General features: G+C 65.1%; 16 protein-coding genes, 1 tRNA gene and 6 pseudogenes. 5 read left to right on the top strand and 18 right to left on the bottom strand.

Translation table 11 applies throughout. The features are described from left to right. The first annotated feature begins 27 nt into the window (after window positions 1-27). Entirely contained in the window at window positions 28-420 is a 393-nt protein-coding gene (gene acpS / locus CKW46_RS21985; RefSeq protein ID WP_482052399.1) for a holo-ACP synthase AcpS, read from the top strand. Between the two features lie 73 nt (window positions 421-493). Here the strand turns inward: acpS and CKW46_RS21980 are convergent, their stop codons facing one another. From CKW46_RS21980 to CKW46_RS21960, 5 genes and pseudogenes are all read right to left on the bottom strand, one after another. Beyond that, entirely contained in the window at window positions 494-2,380 is a 1,887-nt protein-coding gene (locus CKW46_RS21980) for a DUF2339 domain-containing protein (RefSeq protein ID WP_482052398.1), read from the bottom strand. A gap of 61 nt (window positions 2,381-2,441) precedes the next feature. Next, window positions 2,442-3,098 carry a response regulator gene (locus CKW46_RS21975; protein WP_012395552.1) on the bottom strand — a complete coding sequence of 219 codons (657 nt, stop codon included), beginning with the start codon at window positions 3,096-3,098 and terminating at the stop codon, window positions 2,442-2,444. Then, window positions 3,095-4,024, bottom strand: a pseudogene (macS, locus tag CKW46_RS21970) (MacS family sensor histidine kinase); the annotation flags it as partial. The pseudogene macS and the gene CKW46_RS21975, both read right to left, overlap by 4 nt. An 18-nt stretch (window positions 4,025-4,042) precedes the next feature. After that, a pseudogene (locus tag CKW46_RS21965) lies at window positions 4,043-5,245 on the bottom strand (ISAs1-like element IS2404/ISMul1 family transposase). A gap of 140 nt (window positions 5,246-5,385) precedes the next feature. Continuing rightward, window positions 5,386-5,613 (bottom strand): annotated as a pseudogene (locus CKW46_RS21960) (DUF5931 domain-containing protein); the annotation flags it as partial. A 42-nt stretch (window positions 5,614-5,655) separates the two neighbouring features. On the opposite strand from CKW46_RS21960, the gene CKW46_RS21955 reads away from it, so the two are divergent. Next, the gene (locus CKW46_RS21955; protein WP_117435643.1) at window positions 5,656-6,981 is read left to right on the top strand and encodes a dipeptidase; all 1,326 of its coding nucleotides are present in this window, start codon (window positions 5,656-5,658) and stop codon (window positions 6,979-6,981) included. On the opposite strand, the gene bcp is transcribed toward CKW46_RS21955, so the two are convergent. After that, complete coding sequence (gene bcp, locus CKW46_RS21950; RefSeq protein WP_011741514.1) at window positions 6,982-7,455, bottom strand: thioredoxin-dependent thiol peroxidase; 474 nt, start codon at window positions 7,453-7,455, stop codon at window positions 6,982-6,984. Window positions 7,456-7,562: 107 nt separating this feature from the next. Here bcp and CKW46_RS21945 point away from each other — a divergent pair, with 107 nt between their 5' ends. Continuing rightward, entirely contained in the window at window positions 7,563-7,790 is a 228-nt protein-coding gene (locus CKW46_RS21945; protein WP_011741513.1) for a DUF3618 domain-containing protein, read from the top strand. 111 nt (window positions 7,791-7,901) lie between these two features. Here CKW46_RS21945 and CKW46_RS21940 read toward each other — a convergent pair. Both CKW46_RS21940 and CKW46_RS21935 read right to left on the bottom strand, forming a co-directional pair. After that, window positions 7,902-9,641: pseudogene (locus CKW46_RS21940) on the bottom strand (DUF3556 domain-containing protein). A 192-nt stretch (window positions 9,642-9,833) separates the two neighbouring features. Beyond that, window positions 9,834-10,718, bottom strand: coding sequence for a lysophospholipid acyltransferase family protein (locus CKW46_RS21935; protein ID WP_482052397.1), 885 nt, complete (start codon window positions 10,716-10,718; stop codon window positions 9,834-9,836). A gap of 75 nt (window positions 10,719-10,793) precedes the next feature. Between CKW46_RS21935 and CKW46_RS21930 the strand changes: the two genes are divergently transcribed. Further along, window positions 10,794-11,375 (top strand): TetR/AcrR family transcriptional regulator, encoded by a 582-nt coding sequence (locus CKW46_RS21930; protein WP_117435645.1) that lies wholly within the window; start codon window positions 10,794-10,796, stop codon window positions 11,373-11,375. A 2-nt stretch (window positions 11,376-11,377) separates the two neighbouring features. Here CKW46_RS21930 and CKW46_RS21925 read toward each other — a convergent pair. Next, window positions 11,378-11,450 (bottom strand) — tRNA-Lys (locus tag CKW46_RS21925). A gap of 205 nt (window positions 11,451-11,655) precedes the next feature. Here CKW46_RS21925 and CKW46_RS21920 point away from each other — a divergent pair. Further along, window positions 11,656-12,855, top strand: a complete 1,200-nt coding sequence (locus tag CKW46_RS21920) for a L,D-transpeptidase (RefSeq protein WP_117435655.1) — start codon at window positions 11,656-11,658, stop codon at window positions 12,853-12,855. 1 nt (window position 12,856) lies between these two features. Here the strand turns inward: CKW46_RS21920 and CKW46_RS21915 are convergent, their stop codons facing one another. The 9 genes and pseudogenes from CKW46_RS21915 to CKW46_RS21875 all read right to left on the bottom strand — a co-directional run bounded on the left by CKW46_RS21915 (window position 12,857) and on the right by CKW46_RS21875 (window position 22,455). Continuing rightward, entirely contained in the window at window positions 12,857-13,636 is a 780-nt protein-coding gene (locus tag CKW46_RS21915) for a mannan-binding family protein (RefSeq protein WP_015356606.1), read from the bottom strand. A gap of 18 nt (window positions 13,637-13,654) precedes the next feature. Then, window positions 13,655-14,347, bottom strand: a complete 693-nt coding sequence (locus CKW46_RS21910) for an Rv1363c family protein (RefSeq protein ID WP_482052396.1) — start codon at window positions 14,345-14,347, stop codon at window positions 13,655-13,657. Window positions 14,348-14,374: 27 nt separating this feature from the next. Next, window positions 14,375-15,625, bottom strand: a pseudogene (locus CKW46_RS21905) (MlaD family protein). Between the two features lie 917 nt (window positions 15,626-16,542). Then, a pseudogene (locus tag CKW46_RS21900) lies at window positions 16,543-16,665 on the bottom strand (mammalian cell entry protein); the annotation flags it as partial. A gap of 158 nt (window positions 16,666-16,823) precedes the next feature. Beyond that, entirely contained in the window at window positions 16,824-17,939 is a 1,116-nt protein-coding gene (locus CKW46_RS21895; RefSeq protein ID WP_482052395.1) for an MCE family protein, read from the bottom strand. Next, complete coding sequence (locus tag CKW46_RS21890; protein WP_020786668.1) at window positions 17,936-18,991, bottom strand: MCE family protein; 1,056 nt, start codon at window positions 18,989-18,991, stop codon at window positions 17,936-17,938. The genes CKW46_RS21895 and CKW46_RS21890 overlap by 4 nt, the downstream gene beginning before the upstream one ends. Continuing rightward, window positions 18,984-20,039, bottom strand: a complete 1,056-nt coding sequence (locus tag CKW46_RS21885) for an MlaD family protein (RefSeq protein ID WP_117435649.1) — start codon at window positions 20,037-20,039, stop codon at window positions 18,984-18,986. Before CKW46_RS21885 ends, CKW46_RS21890 begins: the two co-directional genes overlap by 8 nt. Continuing rightward, window positions 20,036-21,568 carry an MlaD family protein gene (locus CKW46_RS21880; RefSeq protein ID WP_482052394.1) on the bottom strand — a complete coding sequence of 511 codons (1,533 nt, stop codon included), beginning with the start codon at window positions 21,566-21,568 and terminating at the stop codon, window positions 20,036-20,038. Before CKW46_RS21880 ends, CKW46_RS21885 begins: the two co-directional genes overlap by 4 nt. 23 nt (window positions 21,569-21,591) lie before the next feature. Continuing rightward, window positions 21,592-22,455: an MlaE family ABC transporter permease gene (locus CKW46_RS21875; protein ID WP_482052393.1), complete on the bottom strand. Its 864-nt coding sequence runs from the start codon at window positions 22,453-22,455 to the stop codon at window positions 21,592-21,594.

Genomic DNA, 22,455 nt, shown 5'->3' with positions numbered 1-22,455 from the left:
ATTGGTCATCGATTAACGTGGCGATCCATGGGCATCGTCGGCGTCGGGATCGACCTCGTCTCCATTCCTGATTTCACCGAGCAGGTCGATCAGCCGGGAACGGCGTTCGCTGCGACCTTCACCCCCGGTGAGCGCCGCGACGCCTCCGATAAGAGTTCGTCGGCGGCGCGGCACTTGGCGGCCCGTTGGGCCGCCAAGGAAGCGGTGATCAAGGCCTGGTCTGGATCACGGTTCGCGCAGCGGCCGGTGCTGCCCGAAGACATCCACCGCGACATCGAGGTGGTCACCGACATGTGGGGACGGCCGCGGGTGCGTCTCACCGGGGAGATCGCCAAGCACCTGGCCGATGTGACGATCCATGTGTCGTTGACCCACGAGGGGGATACGGCGGCCGCCGTGGCCATTCTCGAGACCAGTTGATCTCCGGCGAGCAGACGCGAAATCGCATCGGAATCTCCGATCCCGTGCGATTTCGCGTCTGCTCGCCAGGGTGCTAGCGCGCGAGGCTGCGCGCGTATCCGGTTCCCATCGCCAGCAGCACCAGGCCGACCACGATGAACGCCGCGACCCGGAAGATGCCGTCGAGCGTGGCGAGATCGAACAGGAACAGCTTGGCGGTGGCGGCCCCGGTGAGCGCCAGGCCGGCGCTGATCGGGGCGGTGCGGCGTTCCCGGTCTGCGACTCGCAGTGCGTAGACGAACAGCGGCGCCGCTACGGCGATCCAGCAGATGGTGGCCGCCATGTGGCCGGCCAGGAAGCCCGCCTCGCTGCCGGCGATCAGGACACCGGCGGTGACCGTAAACGCGGTGACGGCATAGATCACCAGCACCCCGCCGACGGCGGCCAGGATCCGGCGGATGTCGCGATTCTGGCCTCCGATGCCGGCACACGCCCTGCTCATCGCAACGACAAATGCGATGCTGAGCAGGCTGGCGGCCAAGGTGGACACCGCGATCGGGGTCGGCATCACCGTCGCTGTCAACAGCGCATGCAGCGGCGCATAGCTGTAGTACAGGCCGAGGCCGACGATGCCGAAACCCGCTGCGGCCCAGAGCGCCATGCGGTCGTGGCGACCGGCGATCGCGACGACGATGGCAAGGGCGAGCAGGATCGGCCCCTCGACGTGGCCGTCGAAGGCAACGGTAACGGCGACCAGCGCCGAGATTGCCGACCATGCCGCCAAGACCCGGTTGAAGATGGTGGGAAGTTCACTGCCTACCAGAACGATTGCCAACAGTGCCGCGGCCAGGGTGCCGGCCAGCAGCGCGGCAAACACGCGATCGACCGCGACGGCGGCGGCCAAGACGGGCAGGGTCCCGACCACCGTGAGCACGGCCAGGGCGGCGGCGTTCTTGCCGCCCGGCAACACGATCAGGCCGCTCACGATGGCAAGGATCGCCGCGACACCGCAGGCTGCGCCCAGCAGCCAGGTGTTGTCGTGCTTGTCGGCCGCCACCAGGGCGATCAACAGGGGCACGGTGGGTGCCGCGACGCGCGCGGCGTGCAGCCAGACCCAATCCTTGCCCAGTTGCACCGGTAACGCTGCGGCCGACAGCGCCAGCATGAAGCTCACCAGCAAGAGATCGGCACCTCTGGTGAGCACGGGCGCCAGCCCGATCAACGGCACCAGCACCAGTAGCCCCAGGTGCTCGGAATCCCAGCGGCGGGCCAGCGCAAGTCCCGCCCCACCGACCAGCGCGGCCAGCACCAGCCCGGCGGGCGCCGGCACCAGCCCGGTGGGCGCCGGCACCCACTGGTAGATGGTGGTCGCCGCGATGACGTCCAGGTAGGCGGTTGCGATACCGGTGGCGGCCAACGCGATCGCGCCGATGCGTCCACCGGGGCGGCCGCGCAGCCGGACGGCCACGCCGACGAGCGCGACTGACAACGCCGTGCCACCGGCGACCCGGATCTCGGGTCGCAGCAGCCCGGCTTGCGCGGCGAGGACCAGCAGCAGCGCCACGCCGGTCAACGTCACCGCCACTCCCGCGACCGCTAGCAGCTTGCCGATCCAGCCGGATTCGGTGCTCTCGGCGGGGCGCCGCGGTGCGGAGACCGGTGGGGCCGCGGCCGGTGCCGGGGCCGGTGGGCCTTGGGGGGCCGGGCGCGCGGTAGGTGGGGGAGCGTCCTGGCGTGGCGGCGCCGCGGCGGGTGCTGGCGCCACGGGCGCCCACTGCTGCCAGTAGGGGTACCAGTACGGAGCCACAGGCTGCGGTTGCGGTTGCGGCGGCGCGGCCGCAGCGGGTTGGGGCGCGCCGACCGAATCGGAGATCAGGCGGTCAAGCTGGCTGAGTTCGCCGGAAACGCGGGCCATCTGACGAGCCAATGAGTCGAATTCCGCGGAGAGTCGACTGATGACAGCGTGCTGCGATTCGGTCATGTCGATTACTCTGCCGTTCTTGGCCCCGGCATGGATGAGTAGGACTACGCAAACTGGGCGGCTACTTGTCCAGCCCGTGCTCAATGGCGTAGCGGGTCAGCTCCACCCGGTTGGCGACCTGCAGCTTGCGGAACGTCGCCTGGACGTGGTTTTCCACCGTCCGGTGGCTCAACGAGAGCTTTTCAGCAATCTGCTTGGCGGATAGTCCTTTTGCGACGTAGCGCAGTATCTCGGTCTCCCGTTCGGTCAGGCTGGGCCGATCCTGGCTCGAGTCCGCGGTTTGCGCGATACGCCGATACTCGCCCAAGACCAGCCCAGCCAGGCTCGGGGTGAAGACGGCTCGCCCCGCCGCGGTGGCGCGCACCGCATCGGCGAGTTCGGCCTTCGACGCACTCTTGACCAGGTATCCGGTTGCCCCCGCCTTGACGGCTTCCAGGACGTCCTCGCGTTCGTCGGAGGCCGACAGCACCAGCACGCGGGTCGCGGGCGAGACCTTGAGCACCTCCGTGGTTGCCTGCACACCATCGCCGTCGGCCAGCCGCATGTCCATCACCACCACGTCGGGCTTGACGATTGCGGCCCGCCGTTGCGCCGTCGCCACCCCGTCGGCGGTGGCGACCACTGCGAAGCCGTCATCGGAGAGATCGCGGGCAACCGCGTCACGCCAGATCGGATGGTCGTCGACGACCATCACCGTCGGCGATTCGTGCTCACTCATGACGATCCTTCCCGGCGTGGCACCCGCAGCTCCCATTCGGTGCCCTCGCCCTGGTCCGTGCTCAGTTCTGCGGTGCCACCCAGGGCCGCCAGCCGTCCCACAATCGACTTCGAGATGCCCAGATGCCCCTGGCCGGCGGCCTCGTCGAGTCGCCCCGGGGCAATGCCCACGCCGTCGTCGCGGACGCTGACGGTGACCGAGTCGCCGAGATCTTCGAGCAGCACGAATGCGCGGGCGCTCGGCCCGGCATGCAGGCGCACGTTGTCGAGGGCGTTGCCCACCGCCGCATCCAGCTCGGTGGCGACCTCCCGCGTCAGTGTCACCGGAGTTCCCGGCAAGCTCATCGATACCCGGTCGGACGCCCTGCGCCGCAACAGGGCGCACAGGTCGACGCTGCGGGTGTTGCCGTCACGATCGGTGTCAGTGGAGATTATCCATCGGCGCAGCGCGCGTTCCTGCTCGCTGGCGAGTTCGGCTAACTCGGATGTGGGGCCACCGATTTCGTGCCCGCGCCGAGAGACCAGCGCCAGCACCTGGATGACGCCGTCGTGGATCTGCCGGGAGAGCCGCTCCCGCTCCTGCAAGGCGGCCGACAGCTGAGCCGCTCGTTGCAGATCGGCGTGGGCGCGCCGGGCGGTGCGGGCGGCCATGCCGACCGCCAGGCCGACCGCCAGTTCGATCACGATGGTCGCGCTGCGCCCAAGGTTGACGTTGACGTAGCCCTTGACGGCCTCATTGGCGGCTGTCACCGCAATGCCGGTCAACATGCCGCCGGCCGGGCCGAACTGCAGCGCCGCCGAGATGGTGGCGTTGCTGGCCCAAAGCGTGGTCGGCCAGGTCTGGTTGTCCAGGGCCCACTGTGCCGAGGCCACCATCTTGGTGGACAGCATCAGCACGACGACGACGGCGATCTCGGTGATCACCCAGGGCTCCGGCGTTGTTGATTAGCAGGCTTGTGAGCTGGGGAATTGTGGATTGAGGAGGTCTAGGCGGCGGTTGGCGGTCAAAGCGGTGATCCGGCAGGCTTCGGCGATGTTGTCGGCGCCGTTGAGGCGGTGCAGATTGATCGCGGTGTTGCGTAGCGTTGCTAGGACCTGTGCGCCGTTTCCGGTATGTGCCCTTTGACGGTCTTCGTCGAAGGTGACGTCGGGTATCCAGTGCAGGCTGTTCTCGATTCCCCAGTGTTGACGCATCCAGGTCATGATCGCGGTAGGGCGGGCGTGCTCGAACGGCAGGCTGCAGATGGCATAGACCACCTCCACGCTGCGCTGGTCGGTGGCGGTGATCAAGCGTTCACGAGTGATCCGGATGATTTGTTTTGCGTAGGGGAAGCCGATTCCTCGTACAGCGGTGATGATTTGCAGGGTGCGGGTCTCGACACGGCCGTGGCCGCGGGAGTCGTCGGTAGCGGCTGCGGGCACCTCGGCCCAGGGCAGCGCGGTGATACGCGCAAGTATTTTGGCTTGGTTGGACTTGACGATCATCAGGTAGTGCGACTTCAAGGTGGCGCAGATCAACTTCGCGGTGACGACCTGGGTATGCATCGCATCCACGGTGACCAGCCACCACAAGCTACCCGGCAGCAGCGTGAGCAGGGCACGTACGCAGGGAATTTCATTGCTTTTCTCGGCGACAGCGAGTTGACCGAGCACCAATCGGGCACGGTGGGCGAACACCGACACGAGATGCGTGGCTGTCGCTTTGGCGCGTAAAGCACCACGCAGCATCTTGCCGTCCAACGCGATCGGCACCAATCCACTGGGGTCGCTGCTGGCCACGTGTGCAGTGAAGTAACTGCCCATCCTGGCGTTGAGGTCGGCGGGGTCTAGCCGAGACAAAACAGCGCGGAAGGTCTTCTCACTGGGCCGCCGGAACCGGACCCCTAATTAGGCCAACACATCATCGGGAGCGGTGGCCGCCCATGTGGCAAAACCAGCATAGCCGCGCATCCCCGCGGCAGTGGCCAGAACCGCGATCGCCAACAAAGCCATCAGCGAATACCTCCGACCGCGTGGGTCCCTCGGGTCTGGCACCGAGGCCAACACATCGAGAAACTCCGATCCGATGAGCTCGCTGCGCTCACCAGGACTCCAGCGGTCGAACACCTCTGGAACCGACGACACAGGCAATACTGAAACGGTAGGCACGGGCAACTCCAGACCAACGACGAACAGTAACCAACTCGATCGTTCTCCAGATAGCCCGTGCCTACACTCCGGCCCCAATAGCGCGGCACCAAAGATCATCAACCCAGCTCACAAGCCTGCTAATCAACAACGCCGGAGCCCTGGGTGATCACCCAGGCCGGCCGCCGGCCGAAGCCGCGCAGGTAGGCGACCGCGCAGGCTGCGCTCCAGCCGATCAGCACCGCGAACAGCGCCCAGCCCAGCAGCGGCCGCTGCAGGTTTGAGTTGATCGCGATGTGGAAGCCGAGTGCGTAGCCGCAGCTCAGCAGCCGGAATAGCTGCGCCGCCCGCCAGAGCGGCGCCGTCGGGTCGGGACCGCGTGTCGCCATTACGCGCTCAGCATAGCCAGCCCGTTGGTTAGCCTCAGTGTCATGACTGATCTTGTTGAGCGTGTGCGCGAGGTGCTGCCGTCGGTGCGGCAGGACCTCGAGAAGCTGGTCCGGATCGAATCCGTATGGGCCGACCCGGGGCGACGCGCCGAGGTCCATCGCAGTGCTCAAGCGGTAGTTGATTTGTTGGCACAGGCAGGTTTTGATGACGTCCAGATCGTCAGCGAAGGCGGTGCCCCGGCGGTCATCGCGCAGCATCCGGCACCGCCGGGCGCGCCGACCGTGCTGCTGTATGCCCACCACGATGTCCAACCCGAGGGAGACCCCGATCAGTGGGCCTCGGCCCCGTTCGAGCCGACCGAACGCGACGGTCGTCTTTACGGGCGTGGCACGGCCGATGACAAGGCGGGAATCGCAACGCATTTGGCGGCCTTTCGGGCGCACGATGGCAAACCGCCGGTGGGTGTGACCGTCTTCGTCGAGGGCGAGGAGGAGTCCGGTTCGCCGTCGTTGGGCCGATTGCTGGCCGCTCACCGCGACGTGCTGGCGGCCGACGTGATCGTCATCGCGGATTCGGACAATTGGAGCACCGATGTGCCGGCGCTGACGGTGTCGCTGCGTGGCATGGCTGACTGTGTCGTGGAAGTCGCCACCCTCGACCACGGGCTGCACTCCGGTTTGTGGGGTGGTGTGGTTCCCGACGCGCTCAGTGTGTTGGTGCGGCTGCTGGCCAGCCTGCACGATGACGACGGCAACGTAGCGGTGGCCGGATTGCACGAGAGCACGGCCGCCGCCGTTGACTATCCGCCCGAGCGGGTGCGTGCGGACTCGGATCTGCTCGACGGTGTCACCGAGATCGGGTCAGGTTCGGTGCCCCAGCGGCTGTGGGCGAAGCCGGCGATCACCGTGATCGGTATCGACACCACTTCCATTGCGGCAGAATCGAATACGTTGATTCCGCGGGCTCGCGCCAAGATCAGCATTCGGATCGCACCCGGCGGGGACGCCGCGGCGCACCTCGATGCCGTGGAAGCTCACCTGCGTAAGCATGCGCCCTGGGGAGCCCGGGTAAGCGTCGAGCGCGGCGACATCGGTCAGCCTTACGCGATCGACGCGAGCGGTCCGGTCTATGACGCCGCACGCACGGCGTTCCGCCAGGCGTGGGGTACCGACCCGATCGACATGGGTATGGGTGGGTCGATCCCGTTCATCGCCGAGTTCGCCGAGGCGTTTCCTGACGCGAAGATCCTCGTCACGGGGGTGGAGGATCCCGGGACGCAGGCGCACAGCGTCAACGAGAGCCTGCATCTGGGGGTGCTGGAGCGAGCCGCGGTGGCTGAGGCGCTGCTGCTGGCCAACCTGGCCTGATCACACCTGTAGGTCGCGGCGGAGTTTGGCGACGTGCCCGGTCGCCTTCACGTTGTACTGGGCGACGGCGATCTTGCCGTTTTCGTCGACCACGAACGTGGAACGGATCACGCCGGTGACGGTCTTGCCGTACATCATCTTCTCGCCGTAGGCGCCGTAGGCGGCCAACACCTTGCGGTCCGGATCGGATAGCAGCGGGAACGTGAGCCCCTCGGCATCGCGGAACTTGGCCAGCTTCTCCGGCTTGTCGGGCGAGATCCCGACCACGTCGAGGCCGGCCTCGTTCAACTCGCTCAGGTTGTCGCGGAAATCGCAGGCCTGTTTGGTGCATCCGGGAGTCGAAGCGGCCGGGTAGAAGTACACCACCACTTGGCGTCCCTTGTAGTCGGACAGTGACACCTTGTTGCCGTTGGCGTCGGGCAGGCTGAATGCAGGCGCTTTGTCGCCTGGCGCCAGGCGTGTGGTCTCGCTCAACGTAGGTCCCTTTCTGTTCACCGGAGCGTTAGGACTCGCACCGGCTGATCTAGGGTAGTGCGGGCAGGTGTATAGGCCGGATAGCGGGAGACTTGGAGGACAGACACGTGGCGGACCGCGATCCCGACACCATCAAGCAGGACATCGACGTCGCCCGCGACCAGCTGGCGACCACCGTCGACTCGCTGGTTGAGCGTGCCAACCCCCGCCGCCTGGCCGACGACGTGAAGGCCAAAGTGATCGAGTTCGTCACCAAACCGGCCGTGACCGTGACGTTGGTCGGGATCGGGTCTGTCGTCGTGGTCGTGGTGATCCGCAAGATCAGGAACCGCTGAGACGGCTTCGGATGTGCGTCCAGGGCGTGGAAACCGCCGGATCGCCACCCTGAGCGCACACTCGACGCCCTGGGGGCACGCTCGACGCGATTGGGTACCACCGCAGTGCCCTCAGGTCATTCCGGCCGCGGTGCCGCTTTCGACGTGTATCGGCAGGTCATCGACCCAGGGCTGGGCCTCGGCCATGTCAGCCACATCGACGTAACCGTGCTCGAACTCGCCAGTGGCGGCGTCGACGAGCCGGTACTGCTGGCGCTGGATTTGGATGGGCTGCGAGTCGAGAATCACCACCCGAACCTCACCCGGCTCGAATCCGCACCGCTGCTGTAGGGCCTCGATGAGGCACTCGTTATGTAGATGCCCGTCGCCGAAGTTCCATCCGAGCACCATGGCGCAAAGTTGCTCGCCCTCGCACACGTTGTAGTCGTCCTCGTCGTACCCGGCCAGTGCGCGATGCACCAGCGTGTAGAGCGCGCGGCCATGGGTGTTCATCCCCCGAAACGCGAAGGCCAGGTGTATCGGCACCAGGGCCTGCTCTTTGCTGTTGTAGAGCCGCTCGAGTTGCAGGTGATACATCGGGCCGAGTGCGCGAGCACCGACTCGGATCTTTTCGTCGGCCGACGGCTTGACGCACCACTGGGTGGTGTCCCAGTTGCCGGCGTAGTAACGCATGCCGGGCAGGAAGGAGACCATGCGCGGGTAGAGATTTCCGATGACGACAACGGCGGCGATCAGGGCGCACAGGACGACGGGCCACGGGCCGGTCAAATCGGCGAGCCCGAGGTGTGCGTGGGCGACGAACAGCTACAGCACCCCGAAAATCATGAAGACGTTCCACTACAGCGGCACCCCCATCGGGAAGGCCAGCAGGATGTTGAGGTGGAACATGACCATCACGAACGCGGCAATGGTCGTCGGCCAGCCACCGTGGCAGAAGAACAGCGCCAGCGGTACCAGCCCTTCCACCGCGGTCGAGAAATGTGCGATGAAGTCCGATAACGTGCTGGGCCGTAGATCATCCGGGTATCGCTTGAACAACGACCTCTTGAGGAACCCGGAGGGGATGAACGGATTATTGGCCAGCATCGTCGAGATCACGAACGGGAAGTGTTTGTTGAGCTTCGAGGTCGCTGCGCCCAGCCAGATGACGATGAAGACCAGCTTTGCTCCGACGACGATGTCGCTGCCGGAGAACAGGAACACCAGTGTCAGTGGCGCATACACCTCACCGCGCGCGGCCAGGAAGGTGATCTTGTCGCGCAGGCCGAGGACCGCGAGCACCGAGAGGATGGCGACCGGCTGCCACCGCGGAAGCACGCCGATCATGGTGTTGAGCTCAGGAATTGGCCCGGTGCCGTCGGACACCAACGCGACGACGAGCAGCGCGAGTAGGGCGCCGTAGAGCAAAACCTCGAACAGAGTTCGGTTGGTGCCCTTGGTCAGTGGCACCCGGTTGGGCCAGGGGGGCAGGCGGATGGTTCCGGGCCGCAGCCAGTACAGGATCGAACCCATCGGCGGGAAGTAGCGCCCGGCCATCGGGCCGAAGCAGCAGCCCAGACCTACCACCTCGAACAGCATCGTGTAGAGCACGGCCTTCTCGAACACGATCGGTTCCGTCCACCACGCGCCGACGTTGCTGAAGCCCTCGACACCGCTTGTGGACAAGGCGAACAGCCACGCGCCCAGGATGTAGAGCACGATCTTGATGCCATACATCACGGGCATCACCAGCGGGGTGCCGAAGCCGTTTTCTGCAATGTGGCGGGCCATCGGAACGATCCGCTGCGCGCGGGTGCCCTTGCTCCACTCGGCCATGTCGACGACGGGCAGGTTTGGCTGGATGAACCCCATTACAGCTCCTTCGACAAACCTGGTCTGGGGGCGCCGATCACAACTTCGGTGTCAGAAGAAAACTACCGCCAAAGGCGGGGGTTCGAACAGATCCGATCGGCCCACCGAAGGCGTCTTGATAGCCCCTGGACAGCGCGCGTCGGCCAGGCCTGGCGGGTGTGGGCTGGGCGCTGCCAAAGTTGCGGCGGGACCCTAATTTTGGCTCGCGCTGCTGGTCGCTTCGGCTTTGGCCGCGCTCGCCCAGGACAACGGGTTGAGCGCGCGGAACGGGTCGCCTGCGCGAATGCTCAGCAACTCGGCCAGGATTGTTTCCAGAGCGTGCTGAGTGCTTTTCTTCACCGACTCGACCCACTCCTGGGCCGCTCTCCCATCCGGCTGCGTCGTGTCGATCGGCTCGCCAAAACGCAGGTACATCCGTTGGGGGCGGGGGATCAGGGTTGGTCCCATCCCGCGCATCAACGGCATCGCCATGTCGGAGCGGCCGGTCAGCTTCACGCTGACGGCCTGGCTGAGCCGGCCGAGCGCGCTGTCGCGGGTGACCATGCTCTTGTAGACATCGTCACCGCCGACCAGTCCGACCGGAACGATCGGATAGTCGTTTTCGGCCGCGATGCGGGCGAATCCGTTGCGCTCATTCCAATTCAAGTGGTATTCCTCGCCCTTGAATTTCGCGATCTCGCGGCCTCCGCCGGGGAATACCAGAATGGTTTCGTTGTGCCGCATCAGTTCTCGTGCGCTTTCGGGCGCGCCGACGACGCCGCCGTAGGCGGTCATCAGGTCGTAACCAATGCCGCGGCGCCGCCCGAACCGGCGATCGGCCAGTGGACGCACTCGGCTGCCGATTGCCCGACGAACGAAGTGCGGAACCAGCAGCACCTCACCGCCGACAAACTGAGTGTGGTTGCCCACCAACAAGAATCGTCCGTTGGCGGGCAGTGTTTCCAGGCCGGTTACATGGGGTCGAAACAGGTCGATAAGCGGCGCAATCCCGTCTTGGGTCCGGTCTAGCGCACCGCGCAGGAACTCCACTCGGCGCGGCGGGCTCATTATTGCCTCGGTATCGATGCGTCCGCCCATGGCTTCCTCCGCTCGGATTCGTGCTCGGACTACCACGCTATCAAACGAACTAGTTCGTATGGCTATGATCATGCTGTGCGAACCACGGCTGAACTTCGCGAGACGATCCTGACCGCCGCTCGGTCCGAGTTCGCGCAATACGGCCTGGCCGGTGCCCGGATCGACCGCATCGCGCGGACCGCCGAGGCGAGCAAGGAGCGGCTCTACGCGCACTTCCAGGACAAGGAGGCGCTATTTCGCAGCGTTGTCGCCGCCGACATGGAGGAGTTCTTTGCCGCGGTGACGCTGCGTCCCGACGCGGTCCCCGAGTTCGTCGGCGACATCTACGACCTGGCCTGCTGCAGGCCCGAGCACCTGCGCATGATTACCTGGGCCAATCTAGAGGGTTTGGTCCTGGACCCGCCGCAGGTCGAGGGCGTGGAATCGGTCCAGGCGCGCGACGTCGGTGTGATCGAAGCGGCCCAAGCCGCCGGCCACGTCGACCCGCACTGGCATCCGATGGACTTGCTCGTCCTGTTGTTTGGGGTGGGTCTGGCCTGGGCGCAGTCGCCTCATCCCGATGCCGTCGCTACTGATCGCGCGGTTATCGAGGGGCGACGGGCAGCGGCCGTAGAGGCCGCTCGCCGCATCGTGGCTCCCACAAGGGGCATTTCGTGAAGTGCGCCGTCAGGGTTTCGAACCCCGGACCCGCTGATTAAGAGTCAGCTGCTCTACCAACTGAGCTAACGGCGCATCGGTCTGGCACGACCGCGTTGCGACAATAACAGGCATCCCGGCGCAGAGGGAAATCTCCGGATCACACGGGGTGCAGTGCGATACTGGACCGCAGGAACGGAGCCTCATTCGCCGAGCTGGCGGTGATGAGGCAGTACAATGCTAGTAACAATCCGAGGTCAGCGGTGACCAAAGTAAGCGTGAGTATCTGGAAGGTCACTTGATGGCGCCTTTGAGCAGACGTCGATCGTGGCTGGCTGCGATCCTGATCCCGGTTGCTGTGCTGGCCGTCGCCTGCGGCGGCAGCAGTGCTACCCCCACCGCGACCAAGGTGATCGAGAACAAGGGCACCCCGTTTGCCGACCTGTTGGTGCCCAAGCTCACCGCATCGGTGACGGACGGGGCCGTCGGGGTCACCGTGGACGCACCGGTCACCGTGAGCGTCTCCGACGGTGTGTTGGCCGCGGTCACCATGGTCAACGAGAGCGGCAAGTCCATCAGCGGGAAACTCAGCTCCGACGGACTGCACTGGTCGACTGACGAGCCGCTCGGATACAACCGGCGCTATACGCTCAACGCCAAGGCGCTTGGCCTGGGCGGTGCCGCGACCCGCCAGATGACGTTCCAGACCAGTTCGCCGGCCCATCTGACGATGCCGTACGTGAGTCCCGCCGACGGTGAGGTTGTCGGCGTCGGTGAGCCGGTCGCGATCCGGTTCGACGAGAACATCGCCAACCGCCTGGCTGCCGAGAAGGCCATCAAGATCACCACCAAACCGGCCGTCGAGGGCGCCTTCTACTGGCTCAACAACCGCGAGGTGCGTTGGCGCCCAGAGCACTTCTGGAAGTCGGGGACCAGCGTTGATGTCGCGGTGAACACCTACGGTGTCGATCTGGGTGAGGACATGTTCGGCGAGGACAACGTCAAGACGCACTTCACCATCGGCGATGAGGTGATTGCGACCGCCGACGACAACACGAAGATGCTGACCATCCTGGTCAACGGCGAGGTGGTCAAGACCATGCCGACCTCGATGGGCAAGGACAGCACCCCGACCGCCAACGGCATCTACATCGTGGGCGCGCGGTTCAAGCACATCATCATGGACTCTTCGACCTACGGCGTGCCGGTCAACTCACCCAATGGGTACCGCACCGATGTCAATTGGGCCACGCAGCTGTCCTATAGCGGTGTCTATGTGCACTCCGCGCCGTGGTCGGTCGGTGCCCAGGGCCACACGAACACCAGCCACGGGTGTCTGAATGTGAGCCCCAGCAACGCGGAGTGGTTCTATGACCACATCAAGACCGGCGACATCGTCGAGGTCGTCAACACCGTGGGAGGCACGCTGCCCGGCACTGAGGGGCTTGGCGACTGGAACATTTCCTGGGAGCAGTGGCGCGCCGGCAACGCCAACGCGTAACTCAGCCGCGCAGTACGGGACCCAGCGCCGAGAGCGGGATGTGCGCTACGACGGCTCCTCCGTCCATGGACCATTGTGCGGCCCCGGGCATGAAGTCGATCGGCTCGTCATGACCCACCGGGTAGTCGGGCAGGTAGAGAACCAACTCGTCTGGGGTTAGTGCCCAAGCCCGGTAGCCGCCGGAATAGACCTTGTCGGGTGTCCACCGGTCGGCGACGAATGGGTAGGTTCCCGGGTCGTGCGGTGGCGCGGCCGCATCGAGTGCGGCCTGGATGTAGGGCTGGCCCAGCGGGGGAATTGCGGTAAGCGGATTCGAGGTCGTCAGGTCCGCCAGCTGCACTCGCCTCCCGCCCCCCGTGTCGAAGGTGAACGTGCGATAGGCGTTGTTGGGCTTGGGGCCGTCGGCGTGGTAATCCTCGTGGAACACGGCGCTGAGCATGCTGCCGTGCCGGAACACCTGGTAGTTCTCCTCGCCGAAGCTGTCCGCGACCATCTGTGCGCCCACAGATTTCCAGTTGGTGACCAGGGTGCGCAGATAGTCGCGGACCACCGGACCTGCCGTCGCATCGTCGATGAGGTCAGCGGGCACCGCCACTTTGATATCGCGGACCGCTTTGCGTTCGGAGACCACCGAGGTATGGCAGTACTGGCCGTCCCAGTCGCCACCGAGCTCCCCGCAGAACGACGAAGCTGATGCCCGCGCCGTTGGCGGGCTGACGAACCCCGAGGTTGCTGCCGCTACGACCAGCGTCAGTGTCGTGAGCAATCGTGTGATCGGCATGGGTTGGCTCCGAACGGTTTAGAGCAGCTGGACTTTGCTGGCCAGCCAGCGTCCGTCGACCTTTTCCATGGTCATCTTGATCCGGCTGCGATCGATGCGCGGGTCCGGTACCGCCATGTTGGTCACGGTTAGGTCGACAAAGACCAGCACGACGACCTTGTTCACGGTTTCGGAGGCAACTGCGGAATCCACCACGACGCCATGGGCACTGGCCTTGTTGTCGATCAGCAACTGACGCAGCTGAACGCTGGACTGCGTATACATGTCCTTGAACTCGCCGGTCGCCCCGTCGAGCACTTGACGGAAGTTCTGGTCGACGTTGTTGGAATCAATGCTGGTCAGCACTTGGGCGTAGGCGATGGCGGCTTGTTGAGCCTGCTGGCCCGCCAGCTTCACCTGGTGCTGCTGCCATTGCTGCCAGCCCAGGAATGCCGAAAGCGCCAGTGTACCAGCGAGCAACAGCGGCATTGCGCCGCGCCGTAGATACCGCGCCCAGGAGCGGTTTGGGCGCGCCGCCTTTTCGCGCTTGTCCGCCAGCAGCGTGTTGTCCTCGTCGTCGTCCGCCGACTCGGCCTCGGCGTGCTCAACCGAGTCGACTTCGATGTCTGGGGTCTGTGAGGTGTCTTCGGTGTCTTGGTTGTCCTCCGACGAGGCAGCGGGTTCCTCGGACTGGGTTTCGTCGTCTTTCTCCGTGGTAGCGACCACAATCATCTCCTTGCGTTGGACGTGGTGTCGTGCTCAGTGAGGCGGTTCGATCGGCAGCACCGGCCCCCGTAGGGGGTGGGAATGGTGAAGCGGCCCCGCGGCGTTGGATCGGTTCGCCGGCCCAGATCTGCCCCGGGCGGTGGTCCGGCAGTATCGTCACCGCCCGGGCGCGGCGCGTTCTTGGCTCCTCGAATCGAGACCGCGGGGTCGTCGTCGCGGCAGTAGGTGTACATGAACGGTTCGGGATAGTCGGCCGCCGAAGGCAGATACGACGGGGTGCCGTAGTCGCAGGTGTAGCGCGGATAGAGTTCGGCCGTCGCCCAGACGCCGTGGTCGTGGAAAGCGCTTGCCAGAGCGTCCAGCACCGATCCTCGATAGTCGGGGAACAGCGCGTTGAGCGCCGGTACCCGCAGGTAGAGCAGCTGCGCGGCGGTAGCCATGCTGCCCAGTAACTGCACCATCGTGTCGGAGTTATCGGCGAACAAGTGGTCGATGGCCGCCAGGGTGTGCGGTGTCCGCTCGGTGAGGCTCCGATACCCGCCTTGCATTCTGGCCACGCCGGCCAGGGTCCGATCCAGTGTCACGGCGGTCGCGGCCAGCCCGGCATTCTTGTCGGCTATCAGGTTCAGCACCACCCGGCTGGTCCTGATAATGCTGGTGGTTTCGGGCAACACCGAATCGAGCGTCGACAGCAGGAACGTGCCGCCATCAACAATGGCGGCAAGCTTTTTCGGCCCCGCCTGGCTCAGGCTCAGTTCCTTCTTGATCAGCTCGACCTGGTGCGGGTCGATCTGCGCGAGCAATCCGTTGGCATCACCGAGCAACTGCGCGAGGCTGACCGGGACCCTCGCCTGATCAACTCCGATCACTGCGCCCTCGCTTAGATAGGGCCCGGTGTCGGATTCGGGTTCGAAATCGAGGAACTGCTCACCAGCCGGAGACAGCGCCGACACATGAACGGTGCTGGACGCCGGAATCTTTACCTGCGATGTGATGCTGGCGATGGCATCGACACCCGATTCGGTGAGGTGCAGCGACTCGATTCGTCCGATCCGCACACCACGCAGTGCGACGTCCTGATTGGGCAGTAGGCCACCGGATTCCGGTAGCGAGACGGTAACCCGGTAGCTCGGAGGCGAACGGCGTCAGCCGCAACGCGCCGACCAGCAAGTAGGCGGCCGCGACGACGAGGGTGAGAACCAGCCCCGCCACCGACAGCCACGTCTGCTGACGATGTCCCGCCCGCACCACGCGGACAACGGCATTGGCGATCGGCGTGATCACGGTGGGGGTCCCGGCGGTTGGGGGGACAGGGGAGGAGCGATCTGGATTTCGCCCGGAACCTCCGGGTCGGGCATCACCGGCAGCTGCGGCGAACCCGGTCCTCGCCCGACCACTCGTTCCTGCAGCCGCCACAGCGTGTACTTCAACGAGCCGATGAACTGGTTCCAGTTGTAGCGGTGCGGTCCGTGCAATCCGACGTCGCCGGGGAAGCCGATGTCGGGTATCGATCCGAGCACCAGCCGGTCCACGCTGGCGCGCACCGAAAGTGCGCCCCGAGCAGTGGATTTAACCATCGGCGGGATCATCCGGTTCAAGGCCAGCCAGCTGGTGTCGGGGCTGACCGCGATGTCGTTGGCGGCCCCGGCAATCGTGTTGAGGTCTCGGATCATGCTGCGGCCGCTGGTGTCGGTTCCGCCCAATGCTGGGAACCTGGCCAGCAGGCGGGTGGTGTCGCCGACCTGGACGACCAGGTTGGACAGCTCCCCGGTGTTGGCGGCCAGGGCGTCGGCGGCAGGCTCGGCGGCGGCCATCAACTCGGTGACGGCCTGGTTCTTGGCATCGAGTTGTTCCGCCAGGCTGGCTAATTCGCTCAGGCCAGTCGAGATCTGCTCAGACCGCGAGTCCAGCGTGGCCAGCAGCCGGTTGGACTTGCGAATGAGATTTCCGAATGCCTGGCCCTGGTCGCCCGTGGCGTTGCCGAAGCCGTTGATCATGTTGGTGAAATTGCGTATTGCTCCGCCGTTGACCAGGATTGCCGCAGAGCTCAGCACCGATTCCACGGTTGCGGCCGCCGTCGTGGAATCCAACCCGATGGTGTCGCCGTCCTTCAACATCGCCGCCTCGGTACCGGCTCCCGCGGGTGGGCGCAACGCCACGAACACATCACCGAGCGGGGTGGCGGTCCGCAACTCCGCCGTGCTGCCCCGAGGCAGCCGAACGTCATCGGTAATGCGCAGCCTCGTCACCGCCGTGTAGTTGCGCGCGACCATTGACTCGACCTGTCCGACGTCGGCGCCGGCGAGCTTGACCTTCGCGTTCATCGGCAGGTTGAGCGCGTCGGCGAACACTGCGGTCAGCGTGTAACCCCCGGAGCCCAGTGTCGGAGCCGGAAGGGGAAGGCTATCAAGGCCGTTAGCGGCACATCCGGAGCTGAGCAGCGTGGTCACCGCGATCGCGGCGGCTTTCCCGAACCCGCTCATCACTTCTGCCCCATGGCGGCCATGCCGTCCAGCACGAAGGTCAGGCCGAAGTCGGGCCCGAAATCCTGCAGGGTCCCAGTGCTGCATCCCAGCTGCCTCAAGCCCATCATGTTGCAGACCTCTTTGGTCAGCTGGCTGTCGAATATCATTCTGTCGGTGAGGAAGTGAGCTCGAACGGCACCGTTGGCCCGGTCGATGGCGTTGTACCCGTTGTCGGCCACCAGCGGCGCGAGATCAAGTATTTCCGCGAGATCCCGCTGCTGGTCGCTGACCGTCTGCAATGTGGTGTTGCCGTTGAGAACGGTCTGTCGGATCGCCTCGCGGTTGACATCGAGCAGGTCACCGGCACGCTGCACCAGTTGATCGAGCCGCTTGCCGGTGTTGCCGCCGCCGATATCCTCGTCGGCCAGAATCTGGCTGACCTGATGGATCGTCGAGGCAAACTCCCGGAGCTTTGCGTCGTTGGCTGCTGCGGCGTCGAACAAGGAGCTGACGTTTCTGATGATCGTCGTGATCTGTTCGCGGGTCTGGGCGCCGCCGTCGCTGCTGAGCCGGAGCGCCCGCGACAGGGCGTCAAGGGCTCCCTTGATCTTGGCGCCGTTCCCGTCGACGATCTCGGTACCCCCGCTCAGCACATCGGCGACGGGACCACTGCCGTGACCATCGCCTTGCAGCGACTTGGTCACCTTGTCGAGAACGCTGAGCACCCGACTGAATTCGACGGGAGTCTTGGTGCGGGTCAAGCCGATGGTGTCGTGGCTTTGCAGCACCGGGCCACCCCGATAGGGCGGCGTGAGTTCGATCTGCCGGTCGGTGAGGATGGAGGTCGACACCGTGACGGCTTGGGCGTCGGCGGGAATCTTGACCTTGCGATCGATGGTGAATTCGACTTCGACGTAGCCGCCTTTGGGCCTGATCTTGGTGACCTGGCCGACCGGCATACCCAAGACAGCCACCACGTTGCCCTCATACAGCCCCGAGGCGCTGTCGAACTGGGCTGTCACGGTCATCGGGTCATCATCGGCACCCATCCGCCACCACCCGGCACCGGCCAGCGCGGCCACCGCCAGCACGGCGGCGACGACGGCGAGGATCTTGACCTTGCTGGTTGTCATTTGCAGTCCTTGAAATAGGGAATCATCCCGAACTGCTCGGCGCGGCCGCTGATCGCACACATCCATGAATCCACCAGCAGCAGGCCATTGGGTGCGTTGAAGTTGACGGCGTTGCCATCGCCGGTGATGTTGGTCGCCTCGCGGAAGAAGATCGGGCTGATCTGCAGCAGATTGCTCAACAGGTCGTCGTGTTGTGCCAACAGACCGGTGAACTCACGCATGTCTTTCAGCAGCGCATCCACGCCCGGGCGGTCGCCGATGATCTGGCGCAAGGTGCCGACGAAGCCGTCGAGGGATCGCATCATCGCGTGGAAGACGGCGCGCCGCGCGACGAACTGGCCCATCAGGTCCTGTCCCTGGTTGACCAGGCCGCCGATGGTGGAAAGCTGCCGACGCAAGGTATTGGTGACCTGCTCGGTGCTCTCGAGCAGCTGGCCCAATTGATCGCGGCGGGTGGCGATGATCGAGGACAGCGAGTCGATGTTGGCCACCGCCTGCGGCACCACCGGCGGTAGCTTGTCGAGCTGCCTGCCCAGCACGGTAAGCGACTGCGCGAATCGGTCCGAGTCGACCTGCTCGAAAGTTGTTGTCGCGTCTTTCAACGCGGCCTGCAGATCGTAGGGAACCGCGGTGTGTGCCAAGTCGAAGGTGTGGTCGGGAAGCGACGCCGCGCCGTCGGGCTCGATGGCCAGATAGCGGGATCCGAGAATGGTGGTGACTCTGATGGTGGCCGTGGAGTCCTTGCCCAGCACCACGTCATCGCGGATCCGCAGACCCGCCTCGACGTGATCACCGACGAGCTTCATGCTGGTGACGGTGCCGACCGGGATGCCCGCGATGGCGATCGGGTTACCGGCTCGCAGCGCAGCCGCCTGCAGAAACTCCGCCGTGTAGCGCCGATATCCGGCTCCGGCCAGATGCACCACCAGCATGGCCGCGATCACCACCGCGACCACCGCGACGGCGGCAAACCCCAGCCAGGTCTTGTTGTAGCTCTCCAGCGGGCGCCTCTGCAACGCGGAAAGCCTGTGGCGCAGCGATGAATCAGCCATCAGCCATGCTCCGGCATCGCGGCGTGTGCCGGGCTTGGTTCCCCGGGGTCGCAGCGTTGACGATGATCGGCATGACGTCGTTGAGGCCGGGGAAGAATCCGAAGGCGTTGATGTCGCATACGTATGCGTTGCCGTAGGCGCCCCGGTTGCCTACGCGGGTTAGTCCTTTCAACAGCAGCGGAATGTTGTCGCCGAAGAATGCCACCTGGGGCTCGACGCTGAGAATATGGCGGGTGGCGCCGGGCTGGCGGTCGATGAACTCACGCAGTTGCGGGTATACGTCGTTGGCGGAGGCGGATAGTCGCTCTAGTACCCGGGCCAGGGAGCCGATTGAGGAAACCAGCTCTGGACGGCGCTGGTCGAGGGTAGACACCACCTCCTGGGTATCGGTGATCACGCCGTCGAGGTTGTCGTTCTGCTGAGCCAGGTTGTAGATCACCTTGTTCAGGTTGGTGATCACATCGCCAAGCGCCTGGTCGCGGCCGGCGAATGTCTCGGTGAGCGTGGATGTCTGGCTGACCAATGTGGCCAGCGAGGCGGTGTCGCCCTGCAGCGACTCGATGATGCCCTTGGTGAGGTTGTCGGCGTCACGTGGGTTCAACAGGCTGAACAGCGGCTCGTAACCGTTGAGCAGCGCCGTGACGTCGAAGGATGGTTCGGTGCGCTGCACGGGGATGACACTGCCCGGCGCGAGCTGATCCGGACTGCCCTTCTTGCCCAACGACAGCCCGAGGTAACGTTGCCCGACGATGTTCTGGTAGGTCACCGAGGCGACCGTGTTGCCGAAGAGTCGTTGCTCGTTTTGTACAACGAACCGTACCTTCGCCAGTTTCCCTTCAAGGTCGATCTTTTCGACCCGGCCGACCCGAACGCCGGCCATGCGGACGTCGTCGCCTTCACACAGCCCGTACACGTCGGTGAACACCGCCGCATACGCCACGGTCTTTCCGGCGACTTCACGTCGCAGGCTGACATAGACCATCCAGGTGAGTGCCACCGCAACGACCATGAATAGGGAAAGCCCGATGAGCGGACCGCGAAACTTCATCGTGGCTCCCCACCCGCACCCGAATTACGTAGCGACACAACCGTCCCACGGTCGAGTGGTCCCAGCAGCAATTCGGTGGCGACGGTGGCGGGCCGGCCAGTGATCAGGGCGAGTGCGTCGCGCTCCTGGCGGCTGCCGACGGGACCGACGTTGCCGCCGAATGCCGACGGCGCAGCGGCCCCTGGTGGCGCGGGTGGCGCGGGTGGCGCATCGTCAGGGTCCCCGGTCCCCGACACCCGCGGTGATGGAGTCAACCATGCGGGCAACGGTGGATTGGGATCGGTCAGATTGGGGCTCGGGTTGATCAGCGGCGGGCCGAGGGCCACCAGGTTGCCGTCTGGACCGACAGCGGTCCCCGGTGGCGGTGCCAGATCTTTGGGTGGTTGATAGTTCTGCGGCAGCAGCACTTCCGGTAGGTCGGGCCGAACCGGAACCAGCGGCGCCGTGAAGCAGCTGGGCCCCTTGAGTTCGCCGTAGCGCGGGCAGTCCGCGCGCGTGTATGAGTGGCTGGGCGTGAACGACAGGTTCACCCGCATGTTTCCGGTGTTGTTCTCGGGCATCCAGACTTCGTCCATGAACTTGGTGGCCAGGTTGTCCAGTTTGATGACCACGGGCAGAAAATTGTCGGACTGCTGCGCCAGCACGCCCAGCACCGGAGTGAAGTCGGTGGTGATCTGGATCAGCTGATCGATGTGGTTGCCCAACGATTGCTGCGCGGTCCCGATGGTGTGGTCGGCGCCGGCGAGCAGGGCGGCGAGCTGTGCACGGGTCTCGGCGAACGTCTTCATCGGCTCCACGGCCTGGTGCAACGCCTCGACGAGTTCGGGTGCGCTGGCCTGCAATCCGCGGGTCGCGTCGATGAGCGCGGCGACCGTTGAGGGTTCCGAATCGGTGGCGACGATCGAATTGAGTTGATCGAGAAGGCGATTGAGCTGAGCTCCACCGCTGAGTAAGGACGCACGGCGATGGTCGGTGGCGGCCGCGATCGCAGCGAGGATTCCCAGCGAGTTATCCTCACGACCGCGTCCGGCCGCAGCGAGCAGATCGCGCAGCTTACTGACGGTGGTTTGAAAAAGTACCGTGGGTAGCCGGCTGTCTTCGGGGATGTGCGTCCCGGCCCGGATGGCAGGTTGGCGACCACGCGGTGCGGGTGCGTCGATCAGCTGCACCGACGACACGGCGAAAACGCTACTGGGAACGACGCGAGCGGTTACCGCCGCCGGAATCGATGCGGCGTATTCGGGTTTGAGATTGATGTGGACGTAGTTGGGCCGCCCGTTGGCCGCCGGAGCCACGCCGTCCACCATGCCGACCAGCACGCCGTGGTACTTGACGTCAGATCTCTTGGGCAGGCCGTCGCCCACGTTGCGCAGGTCCGCGGTTACGCGCACGTAGTCGTTGAGCCGGCCGGTCGATTTGACCAGCAGCGCAATGGTCAGCACCGCCGCCAGCAGCACAACCACCAGTCCGATGCCGATCAGCTGGCGATCCGACGGGCCACGCCCGTCTGACTCAATGGAATTGGGCATCTGTCATCAACCTGATCATCTACCTAGCCGCCGAATCGTGCCCCGGAGTCGACGCCCCACAGTGCCATGGTGATCAGCATGTTCACCATGATCACGACGGTGATGCTGGCCCGCATGCCATGTCGCGCGGCAACACCGACCCCCTCGGGGCCGCCGCTGGCGTAGAAGCCGTAGTAGCACTGGATAGTGGAAGCGATCCACACGAAGATGACGGTCTTGAGCAACGAATAGAAGATGTCCTGACCGGCCAGCATCAGCGAGAAGTAGTGCAAATAGGAGCCGGTGGAGCCACCGCTGCTGATGCCTACCACCACTTGGGTGGTCAGGTAGCCGATGGCCAGACAAGCGGCATAGAGCGGGATCATCGCGACGATCGAGGCAACCAGGCGAGTCGTCACCAAGAACGGGATCGGGCGGATCGCAATCGATTCCCTCGCGTCGATCTCTTCGGCGATGCGCATCGAACCCAGCTGTGCGGTGAACCGGCAGCCGGCTTGCATCGCAAACGCCAGTGACGCCATCAGGGGAGCCAACTCGCGGGTGTTGACCAACGATGAGATCAAGCCGGTTGCGGGGCCCAGGCCAAGCAGATCGAGGAAGTTGTAACCCTCGATGCCCAGCAGCGCGCCAACGGTCATGCCGAGCACCACCGCCACCCCGACGGTACCGCCCCCCACCACAATCGAGCCGTTGCCCCAGGTGATGTTGGACAACAGCCGCAGAAACTCGCCGCGGTATTGGCGCACCGCGATCGGCACTCCGGCCAGTGCCCGGAAGAAGAAGACCAGCATGTGGCCCAGCCGAATGATCGGCTTGGTGGTCCTGCGGTAGAGCCGAACCACCTGCTCGGTGATGGGCGCTAGCGGCCGGTAGGCGGAAACCGTCAT

Source organism: Mycobacterium liflandii (genome assembly GCF_022354805.1).
In the GTDB taxonomy this organism is placed as follows: domain Bacteria; phylum Actinomycetota; class Actinomycetes; order Mycobacteriales; family Mycobacteriaceae; genus Mycobacterium; species Mycobacterium marinum.
The sequence above is the reverse complement of the archived record's forward strand: the minus strand, read 5'-3'. Positions and strand labels throughout refer to the sequence as shown.

Bases quoted from the DNA above. Each gene is read 5' to 3' on its own strand.
- CKW46_RS21920 (WP_117435655.1), top strand. From the start codon at position 11,656: ATGGCGCCTTTGAGCAGACGTCGATCGTGGCTGGCTGCGATCCTGATC.
- CKW46_RS21975 (WP_012395552.1), bottom strand. From the start codon at position 3,098: ATGAGTGAGCACGAATCGCCGACGGTGATGGTCGTCGACGACCATCCG.
- CKW46_RS21875 (WP_482052393.1), bottom strand. From the start codon at position 22,455: ATGACGGTTTCCGCCTACCGGCCGCTAGCGCCCATCACCGAGCAGGTG.
- CKW46_RS21915 (WP_015356606.1), bottom strand. From the start codon at position 13,636: ATGCCGATCACACGATTGCTCACGACACTGACGCTGGTCGTAGCGGCA.
- CKW46_RS21955 (WP_117435643.1), top strand. From the start codon at position 5,656: ATGACTGATCTTGTTGAGCGTGTGCGCGAGGTGCTGCCGTCGGTGCGG.
- CKW46_RS21890 (WP_020786668.1), bottom strand. From the start codon at position 18,991: ATGGCTGATTCATCGCTGCGCCACAGGCTTTCCGCGTTGCAGAGGCGC.
- CKW46_RS21910 (WP_482052396.1), bottom strand. From the start codon at position 14,347: ATGATTGTGGTCGCTACCACGGAGAAAGACGACGAAACCCAGTCCGAG.
- CKW46_RS21935 (WP_482052397.1), bottom strand. From the start codon at position 10,718: ATGGGCGGACGCATCGATACCGAGGCAATAATGAGCCCGCCGCGCCGA.
- CKW46_RS21880 (WP_482052394.1), bottom strand. From the start codon at position 21,568: ATGCCCAATTCCATTGAGTCAGACGGGCGTGGCCCGTCGGATCGCCAG.
- CKW46_RS21980 (WP_482052398.1), bottom strand. From the start codon at position 2,380: ATGACCGAATCGCAGCACGCTGTCATCAGTCGACTCTCCGCGGAATTC.
- acpS (WP_482052399.1), top strand. From the start codon at position 28: ATGGGCATCGTCGGCGTCGGGATCGACCTCGTCTCCATTCCTGATTTC.
- CKW46_RS21895 (WP_482052395.1), bottom strand. From the start codon at position 17,939: ATGACAACCAGCAAGGTCAAGATCCTCGCCGTCGTCGCCGCCGTGCTG.
- CKW46_RS21885 (WP_117435649.1), bottom strand. From the start codon at position 20,039: ATGAAGTTTCGCGGTCCGCTCATCGGGCTTTCCCTATTCATGGTCGTT.